Genomic DNA, 23,431 nt, shown 5'->3' on the forward strand with positions numbered 1-23,431 from the left:
GGGATAGTTTAGCGCGGCTACCCTTCCCGCCGTGCCAGCGCCATCAGCGTCCCGCTCATGGTCGCGACGAGCGTCTCGATGCCGTCCTGCACGGCATAGGCGCGGCCGTCGCAGACCGTCAGCGTGCGGCCTGGCTTGACCACGACGCCGCGGAACACGAACCGCTCGCCGCGGGCCGGCGCCAGGAGATTGGTCTTGAACTCCACCGTGAGGATGTCGGAGCCTTCGGGCATCAGCGTGAAGGCGGCGATCCCGCAGGCGTTGTCGAGCCCCGCGGTGATGATCCCGGCATGCACGAATCCGTTCTGCTGGCAGAACTCCGGCGCGTAGGGCATCGCGAGATCGACCTCGCCCGGCTCCATGCGTGCGATCGAGATACCAAGCGTCTGCATTGCGCGCTGGCGCGCGAATGTGGCGGTGGCAACTGCGCGGAAGTCGGGATTCTTCGGCTCGAAACGGGGCATGGCGGTCACGCAGTCACCGGCTCTGACGGCACGAGGTGCGGCATCGCGGCGTAGCGGATCGCCGGCGCGAACGGCGCCGATTTGCGCGCGGCGCGATCGATGTGCACGGCCGCGATCTCGCAGGTCGCGGCGATGTCGCCGGTCTCCGCGTTGCGCATCTCATGCAGGATGCGGACCGACTTGTCGCGGAACTCGAGCAGCCGGCTCTTGACCTCGACGAGGTCGCCGGCAAGCAGTTCGCGCTGGTAGGAGATGTTCTGCTGCACGGCTGCCATGCCGCGGCCGGACTCGCGCAGATAGCTCGGCGTCAGCCCGAGCCGCGCGAACATGTTCCAGCTCGCCTCGTCGAACTTGCCGACATACCACATGACGTTCATGTGGCCGATGTGGTCACAATGCCAAGGATAGACCGTGCCGCGATAGGTCGCCTCGCCCTCCATCGTCCCCTCCTTCGATTTCTGATACGGTAGCGTATCAGGCACGAAGCGGGCTAGCAATACGGCACCGTATCGGGACCGCTCCGCGGAGATCACATGACTGAAAGCAAGGGCGACGTCTGGGTCGCGGCCGGCTTTGCCGAGCTCGCGCATACCGGCGTCGACGGCGTGCGGGTCGAGGTGCTGGCGAAGAATCTGGGCGTCACCAAGGGCGGCTTCTACCGCCGCTTCAGGGATCGCGCCGCGCTGCTCGAGGCCATGCTGACGCGCTGGCGCGACGGCCGCATCGCGGCGATCGAGAAGCAGACCGCGCTTGACGGCGCCAGCGCGCGCGAACGGGCTGAAGGCGATCATCACGCTCTATTCGGAGCGCATGAACACCGAGGCGATGGCGGTGGAGCTCGCGATCCGGCAATGGGCGCGCACCGACGAAGCCGCGGCCTCCGCCGCCGCGAGCGTCGATGCCGCGCGGCTGAAGAATGTCGGCCAGCTCTATCGCGCCACCGGGCTACCGGTCGAGGAAGCCGATGCGCAGGCGTTCCTGTTCTACTGCTTCATCTTCGGCCAGAGCCTCTTGTTTCTCGAACGCGGCCCGCGCAAGCGCGCGCAACTGCTGGCACAATCGGCGGACAAGCTGCTCGCGGAAAACCAATAGCGCTCGCGCCAAAGAAAAAACGGCCGGCTTACGCCGGCCGCCTGTCAAGCTCGCTTCGGCTGGCTCAGGCGCCCTTCAGGCGCTTGTTGCACTCGCTGTAATAGCCGCCGCCCTTCTGGATCCACTTCAGGCCACCATTGCCGCCGGTGGTCTTGTTGGCATTGTACTGGTCCACGCAGGTGTGGCATGCGCTGCTTGCCTTCGGACTCCTTGGCGTATTTGGGATCGACCGCGTTCGGAAACACGGCGGGCCCTGCCGGTGCGGCCGGTGCCGCGGCGGGAGCGGCTTCCCGCTTGGCTTCCTTCGGCGCGGCCGGAGCAGGCGCGGCGGCAGCGGGCGGCGGAGCGGCGGGCGCCGCGGCCGGGGTCGCGTCGGCGCCGCATTGCGCCTTGCGGAAATCATTCCACTTCTGGCCGTTGAGGGTGCCGGCCGTCTTGGCCGCCTGGTACTTGGCGCTGCATTCCTGCGCGGTCAGGGCCTGCGCCGGCGCGCTCGCCGCAAAGGCTGCAAAGCCCGACACCGCAATCACACACAACAATCTGGTCTGAATGGTCATCCCTGGTCTCCCGTCATCCCTGGTTTCCCGTGAGGTTTCCCCTGGGGGCATCGGCGTAAGACCATTATCCTAGCGCAACCCCGACTTGCGACAACGTGCGGACGCCCTTGGCTGTTAAAATATTGTGGCGGCCGGACCACCGCATATTCATCGACGGTTCATCATCGCCGCGCAACGTTTCGGCTCCTTCCCTCACGAGGTGCCCCATGAAGAAGATTTCCACGCTGGCGACTGCAACCGCCCTTGCCTCCCTGCTGCTGATGGGCGGAGCCTTCGCGCAAACCGCCGCGCCCGCCGCCAAGGAGGCCGCTCCGAAGGCCGACGCCAAGATGGCCAAGGAAGCCAAGCCGCGCACCGCCGAGTCGCTGGAGTGCTCGAAGCAAGCCGATGCCAAGGGCTTGCACGGCAAGGAGCGCAAGAAATTCCGCTCCGAGTGTAAGAAGGCGGGCGGCGCTGCCGCCGCGCCGGCCGCGAAGTAACGCGTAGACGTATCTGACATCCTTCACCCTCCCCGCCGGGGAGGGTGAAAATCTGTGCGCCGGGCGAGCCGAGGCGCAATGCTGCAATCGCGAGATGCAATTGTCCCGTGGTTGCGAATTTGCCATAAGGCGGCGTGACCCTGATCCGCGCTTCGATGGCGACCGCCATTCCCGACCGCAGCAAAGTTCTGAACGGGCTCGAGACACTCGTCATCGGCGCCGGCGGCGGCTTGCTGTTTTTATGGGCGGGATTGCCGGGCGGGCTGATCTCCGGTGCGATGTGCGCGGTTGCGATCGCCGCATTGGCCGGACGGCCGCTCGCGGTGCCGCCGGTGCTGACGCAATCGGTGCTGCTGCTGCTCGGCATCTCGCTGGGCTCGCTGATGTCGCAGCAATTGCTGCAGCACATGAGCTCTTACCCGCTCACCATCGCCCTGCTGGCGCTGGCGACGTTCTGCTCGACCTTCGGCTCGAGCGTCTATTTGCAGCGCATGCATGGCTGGGACCAGACCTCGGCCTTCCTCGCCGGCAGCCCCGGCGCGCTCTCGCAGATCACGATCCTCGCCGCGGAAAAAGGCGCCGACGTCGCGGCGATCGCCGTGGTGCAGACCATGCGCGTCATCATCCTGACCGCGGCGCTGCCGCTGGTGCTGGCCCTGACCGGCGTGACGCACGCGGCGCCGCCGCCATTGCCGACGACGGTCGCCTCGCCGTTCGGCCTTGTCGCCCTGGTCGCCGGGTCGATCGGCGTCTCGCTGCTGCTGCGCTGGATCAAATTCCCCGCCAGCTGGATGTTCGGCGCGATGCTCGCCTCCAGCCTGCTGCATGGCTCGGGCCTAGTCGATGGCGGCCTGCCGCCCTGGCTGCGCAACGTCGCGCTGGTCGGCATCGGCGCGCTGATCGGGACCCGGTTTGCACGCATGAAGACCTCGACCCTGCTGAGCCACGTCAATGCCGGGCTCGGCTCATTCGCGATCGCGATCGCAATCTCGGCCGTGTTCGTCGCGGTGATCGGCTTCACCACCCATGTGCGGCTCGCCGACGTCGTGGTCGCCTTCGCGCCCGGCGCAATGGACGCGATGCTGGCGCTGGCGCTGGCGCTGACGCTGCACATCGACCCGATCTTCGTCGGCGCGCATCATCTGTCGCGCTTCCTGTTCGTCACCATCTCGACGCCGGGCATCATCCACCTGTTCGGACGGCCGCAGGACGACGTCGACGATTAGGCCAAGGCTCACCCGTTAATTCCGTCATCCTGAGGTGCGAGCGGAGCGAGCCTCGAAGGATGAACGGCCCGGCTGGTGGCCGTGCATGCTTCGAGACGGCCGCAAGCGCGGCCTCCTCAGCATGACGGATTGAGAGGCGGACACGGGCCTTAACCGTGGAAGCGTGGTGGGTTTCCGGGCCGCGCTTTGCGCGGATCCGTTGGCTCTACCTACCCTGCAGTTCCAATCCCGATCATGCCTCGGCCGTCGACTGGCCCGGCTGATCGCGGAACGATCGCGCCAACGCTGTCAGTTCGCCGGGATCGAACCATAGCTCCTCGTCCCGGTCCATTTGCAGTTTCGCGACGGCTGCAGCGTGCCACAACGGCTCGGTGATCCGGGCATAGACCGAATCGGGCTGTGCTTCGCTCCATTCCTCGAGGCCGCTCTCTGGCGACTGCGCGCCAAAGCGCAGTCAGCCGGCTGCTCGCACCATGGATCTCGGAGATCGTATATCTCGGGCGCTGCTCGCTCATAAGCGTGGCGACGAGATTGCGTCGGCTCTTGAGGCGCAACAACGTCTCATTGGCCAACAGCAACAACTCGACGGGGACGCGGTGCACGATGATCAGCATGGGCTCGTCTGTCGCGCATGATCGGGAACGGTGACGGCGGGATAGCCTCCACCTTGAAACACCTGACACGCGCGTCAGGGCCTTCGCACAGGGAATCCTCTACCTTGGCTTCCGGAAATCGATGCTGCGCAGGATGATCCGGGGCGGCGCCCCCTCGAACTCCTTCGCCTGGTACTTGCCATCGGCGCAGGCCTCGATGCGCTCGCGCAGCCGCATGAACTGAGTCTCGCGGTGGCCCGCGCGCCCGAGCGCCCCGCCTTCCAATTCATCCATGGCGGAGGTCGAGATCGCGCAATGGATCTCCTTCTCGTCGTCATGCATCGAAAACAGCACGACCATCCGGTCGTATTCGTAGCTGATGAAGCGACCCTGGGTAAGCGTCATGTGACCAGCTCCTTCGAAGCCGCGAAGTGGTTCTGGTTCATCGCGGCTCGGTGAGGCGCACAAAATCCTCGAGAATTGCCGTGACCAGATCGCGATGCCTTGTATCCTCCGGCGGCAGGCTCGCGGCGTACAGATTCAGGACGTAGCGCGCCTTGGCGGCCACCTCCGGCCACGACGTCGCAGGTACTGCCAGCAGTCCGGTTTCGAGCGAGGCCTGCCGTTCGCGCAGATCCCTCGCATGGGTCTCGATTTCCGCCAGCGCACGGCGAATATCGGTGGCTTTCTGGGCTGCCATGCCGCGGCGGCGATCGAGCTCGAGCGGTTCGTCAGTCATTGGATGCGCTCGCGTTGGATGCGCTCGCGTCGATACGCTGGGCGTCCGCCAGATCGACCGAGCCGATCGACACCATCTCCGTCGTCAATCCGCGCGAGCCTTGTGCCGGGACGATGATCATCGTGGCGACACGGCGGAACACCGCGAACGAGAGCCCTTCGATCGCCTCTTCGTCGGTGATGACCTCATAGGCGCCTGCGGGCAATTCACGATCGATGCCTCTGATCCGGAATGGATGCTGGAAGGTGACGACTTCACGTCGGGAGCGCATGGTCATGGGCCAGCCTTTTGCGAAACGCCTTGCGCCGGTGCGCGGCCCCATTGGCAGCATGCGCCGCTTCGGCGGCAATAGCCAATGCTTTCTTGTTGGTTTTCCTGGTGTTCCTGGCTTTCTCGCCGAACGAGGGGCAAAGACCGCTCCTCATACCATCCTGCGTGTTGTTGCCGCCGCGCGCCGCAAACCGCTTTGGCGCTCGCTATTCGGGTGCGATCGGCCTACGATCGATCACCATCACTTCCGGCAAAGCAAATCCACGTCGACGTTCGGGACTGCTCCGGAGGCAGGCTCTGACCGAGTCGATGATCTCGATAAACCAGAGGGAGACCGACATGTCCAAAGGCGAGCGACACGGCAACCGCGAGGTCAAGAAGCCCAAGAAGGAGAAGATCAAGGTGATCGCCGCGGCTCCCAGCCTGAAGGGCGGACAGCCGAGCTTCACGCCGGGGAAGAAGAAATAGATCGATTGAGACAAGGCCTGTAGATCAGGCCACTCAGTCAGACCTTGGCCGCCTTCGCCACGCCCCAGCCGGCGATCGCGGCCATCAAGAGCGAGATCAGCACGTTGTAGCCGGCAAGCGAGATGCCGAGGAAGCGCCACTGCACCTCGTCGCAGCGGACCACCTTGACCTTGTCGAGCTGATCCAGCAGCGAGCCGGCCTTGCCGAAATCCACCATCGGGCCGGTGCAGTCGGTCGGTCCCTGCCAAAACCCCCATTCGACCCCGGCGTGATAGGCGCCGAGCCCGGCATTGGCCAGCGCGGCGAGGCCGAGGATCACAAGGCCCGCGAGCAGCACCGGGCGCGCCGCGCCACGGGCGGCCGCGAGCGCCACCACGGCGCCGAGCGGGACCGCGAGGTAATAGGCATAGCGCTGCTCGAGGCAGAGCGGACAGGGCATGATCTCCAGCACCAGTTGGAAGAACCAGGCGCCGGCCAGCGTCGCCGCCGCGATCACGGCAATCGCCAGGGCCGAGGTCAGCGCCGGATTGCCGGTGGCGGAAGCATCCGACGGATGAGCGGTGGCGAGCGTCACGGCAGTCCTCCTGCGAGCATCGTTCGGCAGGGTCATGGCCCTTGCTCCATGCTCAGCCCGGGTCGTATCGCGTGAAAATACCGCTGTCGAGGCGCGGGACAATCACATCCGCGCGGGTTGACCGTGACGGGCCGCCCGCTATAGTCCGCCGCGCTTCGCGACCCCGGCCCCGTCTCGGCCTGGACCACCGCGAATGCCCCTGTGGCGGAACTGGTAGACGCGCTCGACTCAAAATCGAGTTCCGCAAGGAGTGCTGGTTCGATTCCGGCCAGGGGCACCAGACTGACTGATGGTTTGCTTCCATATTTTCAAGGAAAATTTTCGTGGCGCGTTGAAAATACGCGTGAAAGTTCACCACAGCCGTCCGGTTTGTTGGCATTTTCGTTGGTATCTCGGGAGAACAAACGTTCGCGGCGACCTTCGCTATTCCGAACAATGAAATTGAGCAGATGGTCCGCAAGAACGATAGCGCGTGCGGCAACCCCAAGCTGATCAGGACCGACGTCGACTGCCGCGCCGTCCGACCGAAATTCAACGAGGGCGCGTGGAGCCCCGCCAAGATTTCCGACGTGACCGGCGGCGGTCTCTATCTGATGCCACGCCGGACGAGCGCAGGCTGTTATGCGGCGTGGGGTCTGACGCTCGATCAGCGTCCAAGTCGGACCCCAGCCCACGTACAGCAACGCATTGTATCGACGAATTAATTGGGCGCCCGACTAGGGTCACGGTTGGGAGCCGTTTGGGGGCAAATCGTAAGCCGATTCGCAAACGGCCGCATTGGGGCCAACAACGGTCATTCGCATACTGAAAAATTATGGGATATCGCGAGACAGCCAATAAGCTTTGTATTTTGATCACGTGACGGATAGGGGCGTTGTTCGTATTCGTCCACCTTGCGCTACGGCATTCATTTGAGGACCACCAAGCAATACGCCAAGCCTTGACAGCTGGTTGGCCGGCCAGATCCTCGAGCAGGCAAAATTCTGCTACAGTAGACTTCGTAGCCACCGATCGACCTCGTCGGCGTCATCTTCCAGCTCTACCGCCAATTCACCAGCGAAATTTCGCCAGGCGTCAATATTTCGCTTTGGTACGCCGATTACGACCGGAATTCCGCGGTCGATGGCGCTCGCGATCAGATCGCGCAGTCCGCCGCCTTCGCACTCGACCTTGCCGAACTTGTTGAGGATGAGGAGCTGCGGCGCATGCTCCAGACTTCCCTCGATCCTGGCGCTGGCTTCGGCAAGCGCCGCCTCGTCCAGCCGGCATCCGCGCGCGCCGGTGCCCCGGTTCTCGAACAAGGCCGTGCGATAGCCCGTAGCCAGATCCTGGAGAACCACATCGCACCGACGATCGCCGCCGTCGAAGGCCTGATGCTGCAGGACGCCAGCGAGCGTCAGTCCCAGCGCGCGGCAGCATTGGACGAGGGTCTGGAAGGTCGCGTCGGGAAAGGCCTCGTCGGCGTAGACGATCGCGGCGACCGGCCGGGCGTGCCCGGGCGAAAGCTCATGCGCCTGGGCGAAAGGCGTGACAGACATCGGGGTTCACCTCAATTGGACGGGCGCCTATCAGGTCGAGACAATATGGAATCGCCGGGAATACGGCATTCAGACAGACCTCGATCGCCGACGGCCGCCCGGGCAGATTGACGATCAGGCAATGCCCACGGGTGCCCGCAATCTGGCGCGAGAGAATGGCGGTCGGCACCTGCTCCAGGCTAACGCGGCGCATCAACTCACCGAAACCCTCGAGCTCCCGCGTGATCACCATCCGCGTTCCCTCCGGCGTCAGATCGCGCGGCGCCGGCCCGGTGCCGCCGGTGGTGAGCACGAGGTCGCAGTCCTCCCGGTCGGACATTTCGACCAGCGCCTCGGCGACGCTGTCGATTCCGTCCGGAACGACCTTCATCACGGCGATCCAGTTCGAGTGCACCGTTTTGTTGAGGAAACTGTTGATCGCCTTGCCGCTCTCGTCACTGTATTCGCCGCGGCTGGCGCGGTCGGAGATCACGAGGATGCCGACCCGCACGAGGCCATGCGAACCCGGAGCAACGTCGTCATGGCAGCGCTCGTGGTTCAAGAGCAGCCTCCGTTTCCTCCGCAGGTGCATCCTTGATGCGCCTGCACCGGCGGTGCCTCGTCCTGCTTCAGCGACCATCTGACCATGTAGGCCAGACAGTCGATGCCGGGATCGTTCGCGCGCTCGATCACATTCATCAGTCCGAGCCAATCCTCGCTCACCGCCAGGTTGGCGAAGCGCCGCACCGCGCCCGCCGCATATTCGCCTACAGTCTCGTCGTAACGCTCAGCAGCTTGCCCGACCTGCGCGAACAGCACGATGTCGTTGCAGGCAAGCAGCGCTTCGCTGGCTGGCACTTCGTCGCTAAAGCCACGGATGATCTTGCCAAGCTGCATGACAATTCTCCTACTGCACGAGCGGCGATGCCGACGCCGCGAGCGCAATGCCGGTGATTTCAGCACGGCCGGCCAGGATCGACACATACTGCGCCAGCGCACGATGCTGGACGCTGGTCGCGAGATAATCGGCGATACGGCCGCGCGCGAGTTCGAACGGAAGCATTTGCCCGGGTGCATGCTGGTCGAGCCGGACCACATGAAAGCCGTAGCGGGTTTCGGCGATGGCGAACTCTCCGGGCTGCATGCGCTGCAGCGCGGTCTCGAATTCGGCAACTGTTTGGCCTCGCGTCAGCTGGCCGAGATGACCGCCGTTTTCGGCCGAGGTCTTGCAGTCCGAATGGCTCCGCGCAAAATCCGCGAACGAAGCGGGTTTGGCCGTGACCGCAGACAGGATGGTATCGGCGGTGGCGCGCGCGGCGGTTCGCTTGGCGGGATCGCTGCCCGGCGCCGCGATCAGAATGTGCGCAGCCTCGTAGAGATCGCCAGAGCGGAAGCGCTGGCGGTTCTGTTCATAGAACCGCAGACATGCGGCCTCGTCGGGTTCCGGCGTGACGACTTCGCGCTCGATCAAGGCGCGCATTGCCGCCTCTTCCGCCGTCTCGGAGCGTCCTTCCGGATCGCGCAGCGGCTCGGCCTCGATGCCCAGACGCCGTGATTCCTGCAACAGCAATTCGCGCACGACCAGCGCGCGTGCCGCCGCCTGCCACGCCAGGATCGGCTTTTCCGCCGGATGATTCTGCACCTCCCGGGCGATGACCTCGCGCGAGATCGTCGTGCCGTTGACGCTGATGGTCTTCGGCTTCGGCAGCGTATTGGTGATCGAACAATCCATGACCTACTCCGCGGGCTGAATCGGACGCATGGCGCCATCGCGGCTGCGGACGATCTGGTAGCCACGCCGGCCAAGGTACCAGACCGGCGCGCTCCAGACGTGAACCAGCCGGGTGAACGGAAACAACAGGAACAGCGTCATGCCGAGCACGAGATGCGCCTTGAAGATCGGATGAACGTCCAGGACATTGGCGGCAACGCCGGGCTGCAGCGTCACGATGCCTTGCGCCCATCCCATGAATTTCACCATTTCATGACCATCAAGGTGACCCAGCGAGACCGGGATGGTCGCAAGGCCCAACAGCAATTGCGCGAACAGCAGCAGCAAAATCGCGGTATCGCCAAACGATGAATTGGAGCGGATGCGCGGATCGAGCAGCCGCCGGTGCGTCAATAGCGAAATCCCGGCCAGGCACATCAGGCCGGCCAGGCCGCCGGCAACGATCGCAAGCATCTGCTTGAAGCCGTGCGAGACGCCAAGCATGTCGAACACCCAGATCGGCGTCAAAAGCCCGACGAAATGGCCGACGAAGATCACGAGAATGCCGACATGGAACAGATTGGAGCCCCAGATCAATTGTCGCCGCCGCAGCAACTGGCTCGATCCGGTACGCCATGTGTATTGCTCGCGATCGAATCGGAACAAGCTGCCGAAAAGGAACACCGTCAGGCAGAGATAAGGATACCAGCCGAAGACGATCAAATTGAGTGTTTCCATCGCTTCGCTCCTTACTGCGGGGATGATGGCACGGGATTGACCGCGCGCCGGGCATGGCGAAGTTTGGCAATCAGGCCTTCATGGCCGCAGGCGCCCTGCCCCTGCGTGCCGGGGCCGAACCGCACTTCTTCCTCTTCCCAGGCGGCATCGAGCGCGACGAGATCCATCGGGTCGGTATCCGGCGTCTTCAGCAGTTCGTCGACGATGTCACGGCGCGGGGTCTCCACGGCGATGGCGACCAGCGCATCGAACACCGCCTTGTAGTTTGACTCCCGGCGGCCAAGACGCTCAGCCAGCGCCGCGAGAATATGCGCGGTCTGTCCTAGCAACTCGCGCGCCTCTGAAAGCGGCTGTGTCGATAGGAATTCCAGCAACAGCGGCACATAGTCAGGCAGCTCATTGGCTGCGATGACGAGCCCAGCATTTTCGTACATCGCTTTTAGATCGACCATGGCCTGACCGCGGTCGCGGCTTTCGCCATGGACATGTTCGAATAGGTTCAATGCGAGCGTTTTGCTGCGGTCGAACAACAGACCATAACGTTCCTGAAGATCATAGACCTCGCCAAGGGCGATTTCTTCGATCAACAAGTCGACGGCCTTGCGACACGCCTCCGGCACCAACTTGTCAGAATCGAGTACCGCCAAAAACTCAGGCGCGGCGTCGATCAAGGCTTCGGTGGGATAGCTCAGCAGCGCGGACAGCACCTTGAACGTTCTCATCACACCACCTCCATCGGATTTTTTGCCTTGCGTGGCGAGCCAAACAGGTTCGTCTCGCTTTCGCCACCGGAGCAGCCGTTACCGAAGGTGAAACCGCAGGAGCCGCGCATGTCGTAGGCATCGGCGCCGAGTTCTCGGTGCGCGGTCGGAATGACAAACCGGTCCTCATAATTGGCGATCGCCATGATCTGGTACATCTCGTCAATCTGTTCCGGTTCAAGGCCGACACGTTTGGCGATCGCGGCATCGACGACGCCGTCGATGGTCTTCGCCCGCATGTAGGCGCGCATCGCCAGCATGCGCTCAAGCGCAAGCGTCACCGGCTTTTCGTCGCCCGCGGTCAACAGGTTGGCGAGATACTTCATCGGAATGCGCAACGACTTGACGTCTGGCATTTCGCCGTCGAGCCCGATCTTGCCGGCGGACGCCGCAGAGGTGATCGGGGACAGCGGCGGCACGTACCAGACCATCGGCAGGGTGCGATATTCCGGATGCAGGGGGAAAGCGACCTTCCACTCCATCGCCATCTTCCAGATCGGCGATATCTTGGCAGCCTCAAGCCATGCATGTGGAATGCCCTGTCGCTCGGCTTCGGCGATCACAGCCGGATCGTTCGGATTGAGGAAGATGTCGAGCTGCGCTTGATATAGATCACGCTCGTCCGGCTTGCTCGCGGCTTCCGCGATCCGATCGGCATCATAGAGCACGACACCGAGATAGCGGATACGGCCGACGCAGGTCTCCGAGCAGACCGTCGGCTGGCCGGCCTCGATGCGCGGATAGCAGAAGATGCACTTTTCCGATTTGCCCGACGACCAGTTGTAATAGATCTTCTTGTAGGGGCAGCCGGACACGCACATCCGCCAGCCGCGGCACTTGTCCTGGTCAATCAGCACAATGCCATCTTCCTCGCGCTTGTAGATGGCGCCCGACGGACACGCCGCGACGCAAGCTGGGTTGAGGCAATGCTCGCATAGCCGCGGCAGGTACATCATGAAGGTATTTTCGAACTGGCCGTAGATATCCTTCTGCACGCCCTCGAAATTGACATCCATCGAGCGTTTGGCGAATTCGCCGCCGAGAATTTCCTCCCAGTTCGGGCCCCATTCGATCTTCTCGATCCGCTCGCCAGAGATCAGCGAACGCGGACGAGCCGTCGGCATCGCCGACATTTCCGGCGCCTGCTGCAGATGCTGGTAGTCGAACGTGAACGGCTCGTAATAGTCGTCGATTTCGGGCAGGTCCGGATTGGCGAAGATGCTCGCCAGTACGCGCCACTTGCCGCCGATGCGCGGCTCGATCGAGCCGCTGCGCTTGCGCTTCCAGCCGCCTTTCCAGCGCGCCTGGTTTTCCCAATCCTTCGGATAGCCGATGCCGGGCTTGGTCTCGACATTGTTGAACCACGCATATTCCATGCCTTCGCGGCTGGTCCACACGTTCTTGCAGGTGACGCTGCAGGTGTGACACCCGATACACTTGTCGAGGTTCAGCACCATGGCGATTTGAGCGCGGATTTTCATTCTGCGGCCTCCAGACGGGGGGTACCGGGCTGATCGGCGGTCGGCGTATCCAGCCAGTCGATCTTCGACATCTTGCGAATGATGACGAATTCGTCGCGGTTGGAACCAACCGTGCCGTAATAGTTGAAGCCGTAGGATTGCTGGGCGTAGCCGCCGATCATGTGCGTCGGCTTGAGAACGACGCGGGTGACCGAATTGTGGATGCCACCACGCTGGCCGGTCTGTTCGGAGCCCGGCACGTTCACGATCTTCTCCTGTGCATGATACATCATGCACATGCCCTGCTTGACGCGCTGCGAGACTACCGCCCGCGCCACCAGCGCGCCGTTGGTGTTGAAAGCTTCGATCCAATCGTTGTCGACGATGCCGGCGCCCTTAGCATCGACCTCGCTGATCCAGACGATCGGGCCGCCGCGCGACAGCGTCAGCATCAGCAGATTGTCGGTGTAGGTGGAGTGGATGCCCCACTTCTGATGCGGCGTGATGAAGTTCAACACCACCGAGGCGTTACCGTTCGGCTTGCGATCGATCACGGGCTTGATCGTCTTGGTGTCGATCGGCGGCCGATAGACGCAGAAGCCCTCGCCGAAGGCGCGCATCCACAGATGATCCTGATAGAGCTGCTGACGGCCAGTCAGCGTTCGCCACGGGATCAGTTCGTGGACGTTGGTATAGCAGGCATTGTAGCAGACCTTCTCCGATTCCAGGCCCGACCAGATCGGCGAAGAGATGATCTTGCGCGGCTGCGCCACGATATCGCGGAATCGGATCTTCTCGTCTTCCTTCGGGATCGCCAGATGGGTGTGATTTCGCCCCGTGAATCTTTCGAGCGATGCCCAGGCCTTGACCGCGACTTCGCCGTTTGTCTCCGGTGCGAGGCTCAGGATCACCTCGCAGGCGTCGATAGCGGTGTCGATGCGGGCCAGCCCCTTGCTGGCGCCCTCCTCGGTCACGGTGCCATTGAGCTTCTTGAGCAGATCGACCTCGTGATCCGTGTTCCAGCTCATGCCCTTGCCGCCATTGCCGAGCTTGTTCATCAGCGGACCGAGCGAGGTGAAGCGCTTGTAGAGATTCGGATAGTCGCGCTCGACCACGGTGACGGCCGGCATGGTCTTGCCGGGGATCGGATCGATTTCGCCTTTCTTCCAGTCCTTCACGTCGAAGGGCTGGGCGATCTCGCCGGGACTGTCATGCATGATGGGGGTGAGGACGACGTCCTTCTCCACGCCGAGCACCTCCGGGGCGACCTTGGAGAAGGCTTCGGCGATGCCCTTGTAGATGTCCCAGTCGCTCCGCGATTCCCAGACCGGATCGATCGCCGCCGACAGCGGGTGGATGAACGGATGCATGTCGGACGTGTTGAGGTCGTTCTTCTCGTACCAGGTCGCAGTCGGCAGCACGATGTCGGAATACATGCAGGTCGTCGACATCCGGAAATCGAGCGTAACCAGGAGGTCAAGTTTTCCCTCCGGCGCCTGGTCGTGCCACTTGACCTCGATCGGCTTCTTCTTGCCGTCCTCGCCGAGGTCCTTGCCCATCACCCCATGCTTGGTGCCGAGCAGATGTTTCAGGAAATATTCGTGTCCCTTGCCGGATGCACCCAGGAGATTGGAACGCCAGACGAACAGGTTGCGCGGCCAGTTCTTCGGATTGTCGGGATCGTCACAGGACAGCTTCAAGTCGCCCGACTTCAGGGCTTTCGCGACATAATCCTTCGGTTCCAGACCGACCGCGGCAGCTTGTTTGGAGACTTCGAGAGGATTGGATTGCAGCTGCGGCGCGGAGGGTAACCAGCCCATCCGCTCGGCACGCGCGTTGTAGTCGATCAGCGCGCCATCCCACGGACCTGCGGGCGCTGTCGGCGACAGGATCTCCTTGATGTCGAGGGTTTCATAGCGCCATTGATCGGTGTGGGCATAGAACGCCGAGGTCGAGTTCATCTGCCGGGGCGGACGCCCCCAATCGAGGCCGAAGGCGAGCGGGGTCCAGCCGGACTGCGGCCGCAACTTTTCCTGGCCCACATAGTGCGACCAGCCGCCGCCGGATTGTCCGATACATCCGCACATCACCAGCATGTTGATGATGCCGCGGTAGTTCATGTCCATGTGGTACCAGTGGTTCAGCCCGGCGCCGACGATGACCATGGAACGGCCGCCGGTCTTCTCGGCGTTGAGCGCGAATTCGCGCGCCACCGTGATGATCTGATCGCGCGGCACGCCGCTGATCTTCTCGGCCCAGGCCGGCGTATAGGGTTCGACGTCGTCGTAGCTCTTGCCGAGATGTTCGTCACCGAAGTCGCGATCGACGCCGTAATTGGCGACGAAGAGATCATAGACGGACGCCACCAGCGCCTCGCCGTCCCTGAGCGCGATGCGCTTGGCCGGCACCTTGCGCATGAGGACGTCCGGATGGTCGGTTCCCTTGAAGTGATCGTGCTCGCGATTGCCGAAATACGGGAATCCCACGTCGACCAGTTCATCCCTGACATCGGCGAGCGAAAGTCGAAGCTTCGTGTCACGGTTTTTGGAATCGTGCTCCTCGAGATTCCATTTGCCCTTCTCGCCCCAGCGGAAGCCGACGGAGCCGTTCGGCACCACGATCTCGCCGGTCCCCTCGTCATAGGCTACCGTCTTCCACTCGGGATTGTTGGCCTCATCGAGCGAAGTGGCGAAATCCGAGGCGCGCACGAACCGCTCAGGCACGAGCCGTCCCTCGGATTTCACCAAACGCACCAGAAATGGCATATCCGTATACTGGCGCGCATAGTCGTTGAAATATTTGGTCTGACGGTCGACGTGAAATTCCTTGAGGATCACGTGCCCCATCGCCATCGCCAAAGCGGCGTCGGTGCCCTGCTTCGGTGATACCCAAAGGTCGGCGAATTTTGAAGCTTCCGAATAGTCCGGGCAGATCACGACACTCTTGGCGCCCTTGTAGCGAACCTCGGTGTAGAAATGCGCGTCGGGCGTTCGCGTCTGCGGGACGTTCGATCCCCACAAAATGAGAAAGCCGGAATTGTACCAGTCGGCGCTTTCCGGCACGTCGGTCTGCTCGCCCCAGGTTTGCGGCGAGGCCGGCGGCAGGTCACAATACCAGTCATAGAATGACATGCAGACGCCGCCGAGCAACGACAGATAGCGTGCGCCGGCCGCGTAGCTCACCATCGACATTGCCGGAATCGGCGAGAAGCCGAACACGCGGTCGGGGCCGTAGGTCTTGGCGGTGTAGGCGTTTGCCGAGGCGACGATCTCGTTGACCTCGGCCCAATCGGCGCGAACGAAACCGCCGAGGCCTCGCTTCTGCACGTAAGCCGCCCGCTTCTTCGGATCCTCGACGATCGACTTCCACGCCGCTACCGGCGTCATCAGCAACCTTGCCTCGCGCCACAGTTTTAGCAATCGCGAACGCACGAGCGGGTATTTTACGCGGTTGCCAGAATAGAGGTACCAGCTATAGCTGGCGCCCCGCGCGCAGCCGCGCGGTTCGTGATTGGGCAGGTCTGGCCGGGTGCGCGGATAGTCGGTCTGCTGGGTTTCCCAGGTGACGATGCCGCCCTTGACATAGACCTTCCATGAACAGGAGCCCGTGCAGTTCACGCCGTGCGTCGACCGCACGATCTTGTCGTGCTGCCAGCGCTTGCGGTAACCGTCCTCCCAGGAACGGTCCTCGGTCGTCGTCACGCCGTGGCCGTCGGCAAACTCCGCCTTGGCGCGGGTGAAGAACGACAGCCTGTCCAGGAAATGGCTCATCCTTGGTCTCCTTATTCGGCGGGCTGCACAGCGGGCGAAATCCGGCCGCCGCGTTCGATGTCATGAAGCAGGCCACCCTTGCGGGTATAGACGGCCCAGGTGATCACGATGCAGATCACGTAGAAGGTGAAGAATCCCCACAGCGCCGCCTGAACCCCGCCGGTCAGATCGATCGACGTTCCATAGGATTTCGGAATGAAGAACGCGCCGAACGCGGCGATCGCAGAGGTGAAACCGGTGATCGCGGCCGATTCCTTTTCGGCTTGGCGCTGCCGGGTGATGGCATCGGCCGACGGCATCAGCCGGTCCATTTCCTTCCGCATGATGTTGGGGATCATCTGAAACGTTGAGGCGTTGCCGACGCCGGTCGCAAAGAACAGCACCAGGAACATGGCGAAGAAGCCCCAGAACGCGTGTGGCTGGTCCTTGATGCCGAGGAAGTAGAGAATCCCGAGCACGCCGACCATCATCAGGCCGAACACCCACAGGGTCACGCGTCCGCCGCCCCATCGGTCGGCAATCCAGCCGGTGGCCGAGCGTGACAGCGCGCCGACCAAGGGGCCGATGAAGACGAACTGCAGCGCGTCAACCGCCGGAAACTGAGTCTTCGCCAACAGCGGGAAGCCTGCGGAATAGCCGATGAAGGAGCCGAACGTGCCGGTATAGAGCCAGCACATGATCCAGTTGTGCTTGCGCTGGAAGATCACCGCCTGATCGGAGAACGAGGCCTTGGCGGACGCGATGTCGTTCATGCCGAACCAGGCGGCGAACGCGCTGGCCGCAATGAATGGCACCCAGATGAAGCCGGCATTCTGCAGCCAGAGCGGCGCCGGCTGCGTCCCGTTCGTGACCATTGCCGGATCGCCGCCGAACCAGCCGAACACCCCGGCCGTAATTACGATTGGGACCACAAACTGCACGACGCTGACCCCGAGATTGCCGAGGCCGGCGTTGAGCGCGAGCGCATTGCCCTTCTCTGCGCGCGGGAAGAAGAATGAGATGTTGGACATCGAAGAAGCGAAATTGCCGCCGCCGAAGCCGCACAACAGCGCCAGCGCCAGGAACACCGGATATGGCGTCGTCGGGCTCTGCACGGCGTAACCGATACCTACCGCGGGAATCATCAGCGACCAGGTTGCGAGCGTGGTCCAGAGACGTCCGCCGAAGATCGGCACCATGAAGGAGTAGAAAACACGCAGCACCGCACCGGAGATCCCGGGCAGCGCCGCCAGCCAGAACAGCTCCGCTGTGGTGAACTTGAAGCCGACCGCAGGCAGCTTCGCCACCACCACCGACCAGACCTGCCAGATTGCGAACGACAGCAGCAGCGCCGGGATCGATATCCAGAGATTGCGCCTCGCGATCGATCGTCCGCTGGCTTCCCAGAACGTCTTCTCCTCGGGACGCCAGTCGGTTAGGACCGCACCGGAAAGGGCACCGACGTGCTCCGGCTTGTGGATCTCCTCCATCTCGGGAAGCTCAGGCAGCTTCTTCAGCGCTTCGCCGACGACGCCGCGCTCCATCTGCCTGATGGAAACGTGCATCCAGACCAGGGCACCCGTAACCAGCAGGAACAGCAGCATGAAGCAACTGGTCCAAAGGCCCGTGAGATCGACCAGCGCGCCGAACGCAATCGGAAGCACGAAGCCGCCAAGACCGCCGATCATCCCGACCAGGCCGCCGACGGCGCCAACACTATTCGGGTAGTAGACCGGGATGTGCTTGTAGACGGCGGCCTTGCCCAGCGCCATGAAGAAGCCGAGCACAAACACGGTCACCGTGAACGGCACCAGGCCCATTTCCAGATGGAATCCGACGGTGCCGTTGACCGTCTTCACCAGATAGTCCGTCGGCGGATAGGATAAAATGAAGGTCGCGGCGACGGCGACGAGAAAGGTCCAGTACATGACGCGCCGTGCGCCGTAGCGATCCGAGAGATGGCCACCGTAGGCACGGAACACGCTGGCGGGGAACGAGAACATCGCCGCCATCATGCCGGCGGTCTTGATATCGACGCCGTACACCTTGATGAGGTATTGTGGCAGCCACAGCGACAGGGCGACGAACGCGCCGAATACGAAGAAATAGTACAGCGCGAAGCGCCAGACCTGGATGTTCTTCAGCGGCTCGAGCTCCAGCCACGCGCTTTTCGGCCGCTCGTTCTTCTCGCGCCGTGCGCGGACAACCGGGTCCTCCTCCGAAAACAGCCAGAACGCGATCCCCATCAGCCCGATGATCAGCGCCCAGATCTGCGCGACGGCCTGCCAGCCGTAAGCCACCAGCACGAACGGCGCGACGAATTTGGTGACGGCTGCGCCGACATTGCCGGCGCCGAAGATGCCGAGCGCAGTGCCTTGCTTGCCGGCCTGATAGAAACGCGAGACGTAGGCAATGCCTACGGCGAACGAACCGCCGGCGATGCCGACAAAGAGCGCAGCGACCAAAAATTCGGGGTAGGTGTGCGCCCAGGTCAGCAAGTACGTGGCGACCGCCGCAGCGAGCATGACGACGGTATAGACACGCCGGCCACCATATTGGTCGGTCCAGATGCCGAGCACGAGACGGATCAGCGAGCCGCTTAGGATCGGGGTGCCGATCAGGAGACCGAACTGGGTGTCATTTAACCCGAGTTCCTGCTTGATCCGGATACCGATGATCGAAAAGATCGTCCAGACCGCGAAGCAGATTGTGAAGGAAATGGTCGAGAGCCAGAGCGCCCGACCTTGATGTACGGTGTTTGTGCCTGCGGCGTCCATATCGATTCCCCGAGAAACTGCTTCGACGGGGCAGAGATCGCCTACAAGGATCAGTTTGATTTGCGCTGGATCAAACGCTACGGCCACGAGCCTGTAATGTATGAAATACTGCAGTACGGTTTGATGATTGCAACAGTTTCAATTGCTTCTTTTCATGCCTTGATTTGATAAATATCACACCCCAACATAGCATTGGAAAATGGGAGGACGAGGTCCGTTGCGTACTAGCGAGCTTGAGCAGCTGAAGATTTTGCCGCTATTTTCCGAGGTGACGGAGGAAAGTCTCGCGAGCCTGCTCGACTCGGCGCTGCTGCAGCATTTCCCGACCGGCGTCGTTCTCATCCATGAGGGCCATCACGCCGACTTCCTGCATGTCCTCGTAGAGGGCCTGGTCGAGATCTTTACCGAACAGAGCGGGGGAGAATGGGGTATCTCCCTGATTGATCCCATCTCGACGTTCATTCTCGCCGCCGTGGTAGGCGACCAGCCCTATCTCAACTCCGCCAGAACATTGACCGATTCCCGGGTGCTGCTGATTCCAGCGCAACGCGTGCGCGACGTTTTCGACCGGGACGTCGCGTTTGCGCGCATCGTAGCGCGAGAACTCGCGCTCGCCTATCGCTCGTCTGTGAAGAAGCTAAAGGGCTACATGGCCAGATCGAGCGTCGAGCGCCTGGCCAACTGGATCCTGGCCGAAGCGCAAAAGGACGGCGCCCAGGGAAATATCGTAGTCCCGTTCGACCGCGGCACGCTGGCCTCACATATCGGCACCACACGGGAGAATCTGTCCCGCAGCTTGGCACTATTGACCGATCACGGAGTACGCATCCGAGGCCGGGAAATTGTCATCGACCGAAAGGAACAGCTCGTAGCCTTCGCGCAACCGCAACGATTTATCGACGACCCGACGTCGTAAGTTTCGGCAAACCAGCCTTCTCGTCAACAGGATCTCGCACCGTCAGGCGACCTTGCGCTGCAGCAGCATCGGGCCGTAGATCACTGCGAACACAACAAAAGCTAGCATCCATGCCCCCGCCGAGAGATGCAACAGCATGTTGCCTTGCGCGATGTAGAGCGTCGCACCAATGCGCAACAAGGCGGCAACAACGATTGACCCAAAGATAAATTGCGTCGCGGGGCTCGCACGAAGCAGTCTGCCGGTATGTCCGAGCGTCGCGCGAGTCATGACGGCTAACGTCAAAGTCGCCATTGCGCCGATCGTCCAGGCATGAATCCCGGCGCTTGGCGCGATACCAATTTCGTCACTCGCCGCCAATAGCAAGAAGCCCGCAGGCACAAACAGATAGGCTATATGAAGCACCAGAACCAGACGGTCGCGCCAGGTCCGCTCGCCCGCCCATCGTGCCAGTCTGGCCAATTGAACGAATCCGGCGGCGGCAAGCAGAATGCTTGTGGTCCGGGCATCGGGCCATGTCACCCAACTCAGCAATGCAAGCGCTGAGATACCAATCGCGACGACATCGAAGCGATTGAACCCGACAGGCATTCTGCCATCCGCCTGCCGGGCAAGCCAGTTGCGGGTGAAGCTTGGAATGATCCGGCCTCCGATGACCATCACCAGCATCACCATGCCGGCGATACCGGTCCGCGTTCCATGGTCTGCATTTCCGGTCCAATGCGCCTCGATATGGAACGTCACGTTGCCGATCAACAGGACGGAAACGAGAATGACGACCTTCAGGTTCTTGAAATTCCTGCCAGCGAGAACCTCGCGTGAGGTCACAGCAACAAAGGTAAGCAAAAAACTGCAATCGACCAGCATTGTGAGGGCCCAACCGAGATGCGCTGATGCCGCGATCGCAATGCGTCCAGCAAGCCAGAGACCGGCTAGCAACGCTAAGGGCCGCCCATTAAAGGGCAGTCGACCCGTCCAGTTGGGTATAGCGGTTAAAAGAAACCCGCTCACCGTGGCGACCAGGTACCCGTACAGCATTTCATGAGCATGCCAGACGACTGGGGCGAATGCGGTGGGAATACTGATCTCCCCCTTAAATTCCGGCAGCCAGAATCCGATGCTCAAGACAGCGAAAATCCCGGCAAACAGGAACAGCGGACGGAAACCATACGAAAGAACGGCAAGTCCTTCGTGAAGCGATCGAGATCGGTTCATGCCATGATCCAAGGTCCGGCGGCTTTCATTTGGGTCCGACCAGCGCCAGTTCACTTAGGAGCGTCGATCAGCCCCTACATTGATCTCGCTCAAGTTTGAATGATCAGAGTGATTAGTTGGAAGGCGAACGACCGCTTTGCGACACGAGCGGTCGTTCCATAGCCGCGCATTGCGGCTCAGGATTATGCAGCTAAGCGGCGCTCCTCGTCTGACTCTTGATCGTCACCTGAAGCCCTCTTCAGGAACCAAACCGGGGCGGCCTTCCGTGAATCACGATCCAGCTCGTAAGCGGTTTGCTTTGAAAGCAATGCCGTCAAGGAGCCCTTGAATGTAGCCCGACATCGTGTCCGCAGCCGTGGTGAGTGCGGTGTCAAGCATATGGATAAGCGTCTTCCTCGACGTAATTTTGCGCAATGGATGGGTACGCATGACAAACCCCTCCTTTAACCTCGCGATATGTGTTTGGTCGATTGCGCCGGGATTTCGAGTAAGAGGCTGGGTTCGATTCCGGTCGGGCGATTGCGGAGACCGGAATGGCATGGGTCACGCCTGCTGCCGCGGAGCCTGCTGCTTTATTTCTGCTAGCTTGTATCGTGCGTCGGCTTGTTGGTATTTCTGCTGGTATCGGCAGCAATCGGCGACGGAAATTATTTCAAATTCAATTGGTTATCGTATTCGGCGATTGCCGGCCAAGGGCACCACGCTTCGCCCTTGTGGGCTTCGCGTGGCGCAGCCACGCCAAGACTGCAAAGGCGAAGCGTGTCCGGCGAAGCTCGAGCGACGCGAGAGCGAAGACGGACTGCCTCATTTCGGCTATGGGCCCGCGGATTCCAATATCAGTCCTCTTGAGCTGCGCCGACACACATGCGGCCGACACCGGCGGCGATCACCATTTCAATGCGGCTGTGCGCACCGGGGCGTCCCACAGCGCCGACGTCTCGGCATCGAGCAGGCTCACGGTGAGCGAGCAACCGGCCATATCCAGCGAGGTGACGTAGCTGCCGACCAGCGAGCGCGCGATGCGCAGGCCGCGCTGCTCGAGCATGCGGCGCGCGGCGTTGTACATCAGATAGAGCTCGATCGTCGGCGTGCCGCCGAAACCGTTGACCAGCAGCAGGGCCTCGGAGCCTGCGGGCGCGGCGAGATCGTCGGCAATGGCGGTCGTCATTTCCGATGCGATCGCGTCGGCCTCGGCGAGCTTGACGCGACGACGACCCGGCTCGCCGTGGATGCCGACGCCCATCTCCATCTCGTCTGCGCCGAGCGTGAAGGTCGGGGTGCCCGCGGCCGGGACGGTACAGCTGGTCAGCGCCACGCCCATCGAACGTGTCCGCGCGTTGACGCGCTCGCCGAGCGCCACGCAGGTCTTGAGATCGGCGCCCTTCTCGGCGGCGGCGCCGACGATCTTCTCGACGATCAAGGTGCCGGCGACGCCGCGGCGGCCGATGCTGTAGGTCGATTTCTCGACTGCGACATCGTCGTCGGTCACGATGGTGGCGGTGCGGCCTTCGGCGATCTCGGCCGCCATCTCGAAATTCATGCGGTCGCCCGCGTAGTTCTTGACGATGAACAGCACGCCGGCATCGCCCGCGACCGCCTGGGCGGCCTCGACGATCTGGTCCGGCGTCGGGGAGGTGAACACCTGTCCGGGGCAGGCCGCATCCAGCATGCCGTGGCCGACGAAGCCGGCATGCAGCGGCTCGTGCCCGCTGCCGCCGCCCGAGACCAGCGCGACCTTCTTGCCGTTCAGCTCGCGGCGACGCACGAATTTGCGCTCGGCGCCCAGCACGACCAGATCGGCATGCGCGGCGGCGAAGCCGTCGAGGCTTTCGTCGAGCAAATTGTCGACCGCATTGATGAACTTCTTCATGGTGTCCTCCCCGCTTCGTCCGCTTGGCGTTTTCGCCTATTTTTCCCGCATGATTGCCGATCAGGCGCCGCGTGAATTCCTGTAGCAGCGCGTCGAGCTCGGCATTGCGCTTGGCGCTGCCGAGATCCGGCAGATGCAATGTCAGTGTCCGCTCGTGCGAGCCTTCGCTCAGCCGGCCGACGCGGCGCGGATGCGCACGCGCATAGGCGCGCAAGAAGGCGGTCTTCGCCTGCGGCGGAAAGTGGCAGACATCGA

The 23,431-nt window shown here is 62.5% G+C and carries 22 protein-coding genes, 1 tRNA gene and 2 pseudogenes; 7 read left to right on the forward strand and 18 right to left on the reverse strand.

Features of this window, described 5'->3' with window-relative positions:
- Nucleotides 1–17 precede the first annotated feature (17 nt).
- The gene (locus ACVWW1_RS25520) at nucleotides 18–464 is read right to left on the reverse strand and encodes a PaaI family thioesterase (RefSeq protein ID WP_176533635.1); all 447 of its coding nucleotides are present in this window, start codon (nucleotides 462–464) and stop codon (nucleotides 18–20) included.
- Between the two features lie 5 nt (nucleotides 465–469).
- Nucleotides 470–904, reverse strand: coding sequence for an acyl-CoA thioesterase (locus ACVWW1_RS25525; protein ID WP_456657839.1), 435 nt, complete (start codon nucleotides 902–904; stop codon nucleotides 470–472).
- A 93-nt stretch (nucleotides 905–997) separates the two neighbouring features.
- Here ACVWW1_RS25525 and ACVWW1_RS25530 point away from each other — a divergent pair.
- A pseudogene (locus ACVWW1_RS25530) lies at nucleotides 998–1,556 on the forward strand (TetR/AcrR family transcriptional regulator).
- A 64-nt stretch (nucleotides 1,557–1,620) separates the two neighbouring features.
- Here ACVWW1_RS25530 and ACVWW1_RS25535 read toward each other — a convergent pair.
- Nucleotides 1,621–2,113, reverse strand: a pseudogene (locus ACVWW1_RS25535) (hypothetical protein).
- A 206-nt stretch (nucleotides 2,114–2,319) separates the two neighbouring features.
- Between ACVWW1_RS25535 and ACVWW1_RS25540 the strand changes: the two are divergent.
- Both ACVWW1_RS25540 and ACVWW1_RS25545 read left to right on the forward strand, forming a co-directional pair.
- A complete protein-coding gene (locus ACVWW1_RS25540) occupies nucleotides 2,320–2,592 on the forward strand; it encodes a PsiF family protein (protein WP_173638811.1) in 273 nt (90 codons plus the stop codon).
- 134 nt (nucleotides 2,593–2,726) lie between these two features.
- Nucleotides 2,727–3,818: an AbrB family transcriptional regulator gene (locus ACVWW1_RS25545; RefSeq protein WP_456657840.1), complete on the forward strand. Its 1,092-nt coding sequence runs from the start codon at nucleotides 2,727–2,729 to the stop codon at nucleotides 3,816–3,818.
- A 713-nt stretch (nucleotides 3,819–4,531) separates the two neighbouring features.
- Here the strand turns inward: ACVWW1_RS25545 and ACVWW1_RS25550 are convergent.
- The 3 genes from ACVWW1_RS25550 to ACVWW1_RS25560 are packed head-to-tail and all read right to left on the reverse strand — an operon-like array spanning nucleotide 4,532 to nucleotide 5,427.
- Nucleotides 4,532–4,816 carry a DUF1488 family protein gene (locus ACVWW1_RS25550; protein WP_092123564.1) on the reverse strand — a complete coding sequence of 95 codons (285 nt, stop codon included), beginning with the start codon at nucleotides 4,814–4,816 and terminating at the stop codon, nucleotides 4,532–4,534.
- A 37-nt stretch (nucleotides 4,817–4,853) separates the two neighbouring features.
- A complete protein-coding gene (locus ACVWW1_RS25555) occupies nucleotides 4,854–5,150 on the reverse strand; it encodes a hypothetical protein (protein WP_092123562.1) in 297 nt (98 codons plus the stop codon).
- Complete coding sequence (locus tag ACVWW1_RS25560) at nucleotides 5,143–5,427, reverse strand: hypothetical protein (RefSeq protein WP_092126667.1); 285 nt, start codon at nucleotides 5,425–5,427, stop codon at nucleotides 5,143–5,145. Before ACVWW1_RS25560 ends, ACVWW1_RS25555 begins: the two co-directional genes overlap by 8 nt.
- A gap of 332 nt (nucleotides 5,428–5,759) precedes the next feature.
- Between ACVWW1_RS25560 and ACVWW1_RS25565 the strand changes: the two genes are divergently transcribed.
- Nucleotides 5,760–5,888 carry a hypothetical protein gene (locus ACVWW1_RS25565; RefSeq protein ID WP_275948968.1) on the forward strand — a complete coding sequence of 43 codons (129 nt, stop codon included), beginning with the start codon at nucleotides 5,760–5,762 and terminating at the stop codon, nucleotides 5,886–5,888.
- Between the two features lie 37 nt (nucleotides 5,889–5,925).
- Here ACVWW1_RS25565 and ACVWW1_RS25570 read toward each other — a convergent pair whose 3' ends face one another.
- The gene (locus ACVWW1_RS25570; RefSeq protein ID WP_342724606.1) at nucleotides 5,926–6,498 is read right to left on the reverse strand and encodes a disulfide bond formation protein B; all 573 of its coding nucleotides are present in this window, start codon (nucleotides 6,496–6,498) and stop codon (nucleotides 5,926–5,928) included.
- Between the two features lie 159 nt (nucleotides 6,499–6,657).
- On the opposite strand from ACVWW1_RS25570, the gene ACVWW1_RS25575 reads away from it, so the two are divergent.
- Nucleotides 6,658–6,742 (forward strand) — tRNA-Leu (locus ACVWW1_RS25575).
- A 169-nt stretch (nucleotides 6,743–6,911) separates the two neighbouring features.
- Nucleotides 6,912–7,166: a hypothetical protein gene (locus ACVWW1_RS25580; protein WP_456657841.1), complete on the forward strand. Its 255-nt coding sequence runs from the start codon at nucleotides 6,912–6,914 to the stop codon at nucleotides 7,164–7,166.
- Nucleotides 7,167–7,448: 282 nt separating this feature from the next.
- On the opposite strand, the gene ACVWW1_RS25585 is transcribed toward ACVWW1_RS25580, so the two are convergent.
- From ACVWW1_RS25585 to ACVWW1_RS25625, 9 genes are read right to left on the reverse strand one after another with little or no spacing between them, the layout of a single operon-like run.
- On the reverse strand, nucleotides 7,449–8,000 hold the full coding sequence (locus ACVWW1_RS25585) for a DUF2478 domain-containing protein (protein ID WP_456657842.1): 552 nt from the start codon (nucleotides 7,998–8,000) through the stop codon (nucleotides 7,449–7,451).
- Nucleotides 7,969–8,541 (reverse strand): molybdopterin adenylyltransferase, encoded by a 573-nt coding sequence (mog, locus tag ACVWW1_RS25590; protein ID WP_456657843.1) that lies wholly within the window; start codon nucleotides 8,539–8,541, stop codon nucleotides 7,969–7,971. Before mog ends, ACVWW1_RS25585 begins: the two co-directional genes overlap by 32 nt.
- Entirely contained in the window at nucleotides 8,538–8,876 is a 339-nt protein-coding gene (locus ACVWW1_RS25595; RefSeq protein WP_456657844.1) for a hypothetical protein, read from the reverse strand. Before ACVWW1_RS25595 ends, mog begins: the two co-directional genes overlap by 4 nt.
- A gap of 10 nt (nucleotides 8,877–8,886) precedes the next feature.
- The gene (locus tag ACVWW1_RS25600) at nucleotides 8,887–9,711 is read right to left on the reverse strand and encodes a peptidylprolyl isomerase (RefSeq protein WP_456657845.1); all 825 of its coding nucleotides are present in this window, start codon (nucleotides 9,709–9,711) and stop codon (nucleotides 8,887–8,889) included.
- Between the two features lie 3 nt (nucleotides 9,712–9,714).
- Nucleotides 9,715–10,428 carry a respiratory nitrate reductase subunit gamma gene (gene narI, locus ACVWW1_RS25605; RefSeq protein WP_456657846.1) on the reverse strand — a complete coding sequence of 238 codons (714 nt, stop codon included), beginning with the start codon at nucleotides 10,426–10,428 and terminating at the stop codon, nucleotides 9,715–9,717.
- A gap of 11 nt (nucleotides 10,429–10,439) precedes the next feature.
- Nucleotides 10,440–11,150: a nitrate reductase molybdenum cofactor assembly chaperone gene (gene narJ, locus ACVWW1_RS25610; protein ID WP_456657847.1), complete on the reverse strand. Its 711-nt coding sequence runs from the start codon at nucleotides 11,148–11,150 to the stop codon at nucleotides 10,440–10,442.
- Entirely contained in the window at nucleotides 11,150–12,670 is a 1,521-nt protein-coding gene (narH, locus tag ACVWW1_RS25615) for a nitrate reductase subunit beta (protein WP_456657848.1), read from the reverse strand. The genes narJ and narH overlap by 1 nt, the downstream gene beginning before the upstream one ends.
- Nucleotides 12,667–16,419 carry a nitrate reductase subunit alpha gene (locus tag ACVWW1_RS25620; protein WP_456657849.1) on the reverse strand — a complete coding sequence of 1,251 codons (3,753 nt, stop codon included), beginning with the start codon at nucleotides 16,417–16,419 and terminating at the stop codon, nucleotides 12,667–12,669. The genes narH and ACVWW1_RS25620 overlap by 4 nt, the downstream gene beginning before the upstream one ends.
- An 11-nt stretch (nucleotides 16,420–16,430) precedes the next feature.
- Nucleotides 16,431–19,175, reverse strand: a complete 2,745-nt coding sequence (locus ACVWW1_RS25625) for a nitrate/nitrite transporter (protein WP_456657850.1) — start codon at nucleotides 19,173–19,175, stop codon at nucleotides 16,431–16,433.
- Between the two features lie 217 nt (nucleotides 19,176–19,392).
- On the opposite strand from ACVWW1_RS25625, the gene ACVWW1_RS25630 reads away from it, so the two are divergent.
- Nucleotides 19,393–20,091: a cyclic nucleotide-binding domain-containing protein gene (locus tag ACVWW1_RS25630; protein WP_456657851.1), complete on the forward strand. Its 699-nt coding sequence runs from the start codon at nucleotides 19,393–19,395 to the stop codon at nucleotides 20,089–20,091.
- Nucleotides 20,092–20,133: 42 nt separating this feature from the next.
- Here ACVWW1_RS25630 and ACVWW1_RS25635 read toward each other — a convergent pair whose 3' ends face one another.
- Together ACVWW1_RS25635 and dhaK are read right to left on the reverse strand one after the other, a co-directional pair.
- Nucleotides 20,134–21,306: an NnrS family protein gene (locus tag ACVWW1_RS25635; protein WP_456660675.1), complete on the reverse strand. Its 1,173-nt coding sequence runs from the start codon at nucleotides 21,304–21,306 to the stop codon at nucleotides 20,134–20,136.
- 886 nt (nucleotides 21,307–22,192) lie between these two features.
- The gene (gene dhaK / locus ACVWW1_RS25640; RefSeq protein ID WP_456657852.1) at nucleotides 22,193–23,176 is read right to left on the reverse strand and encodes a dihydroxyacetone kinase subunit DhaK; all 984 of its coding nucleotides are present in this window, start codon (nucleotides 23,174–23,176) and stop codon (nucleotides 22,193–22,195) included.
- Between the last annotated feature and the right edge of the window lie 255 nt (nucleotides 23,177–23,431).

This window comes from Bradyrhizobium sp. JR3.5 (assembly GCF_054057015.1).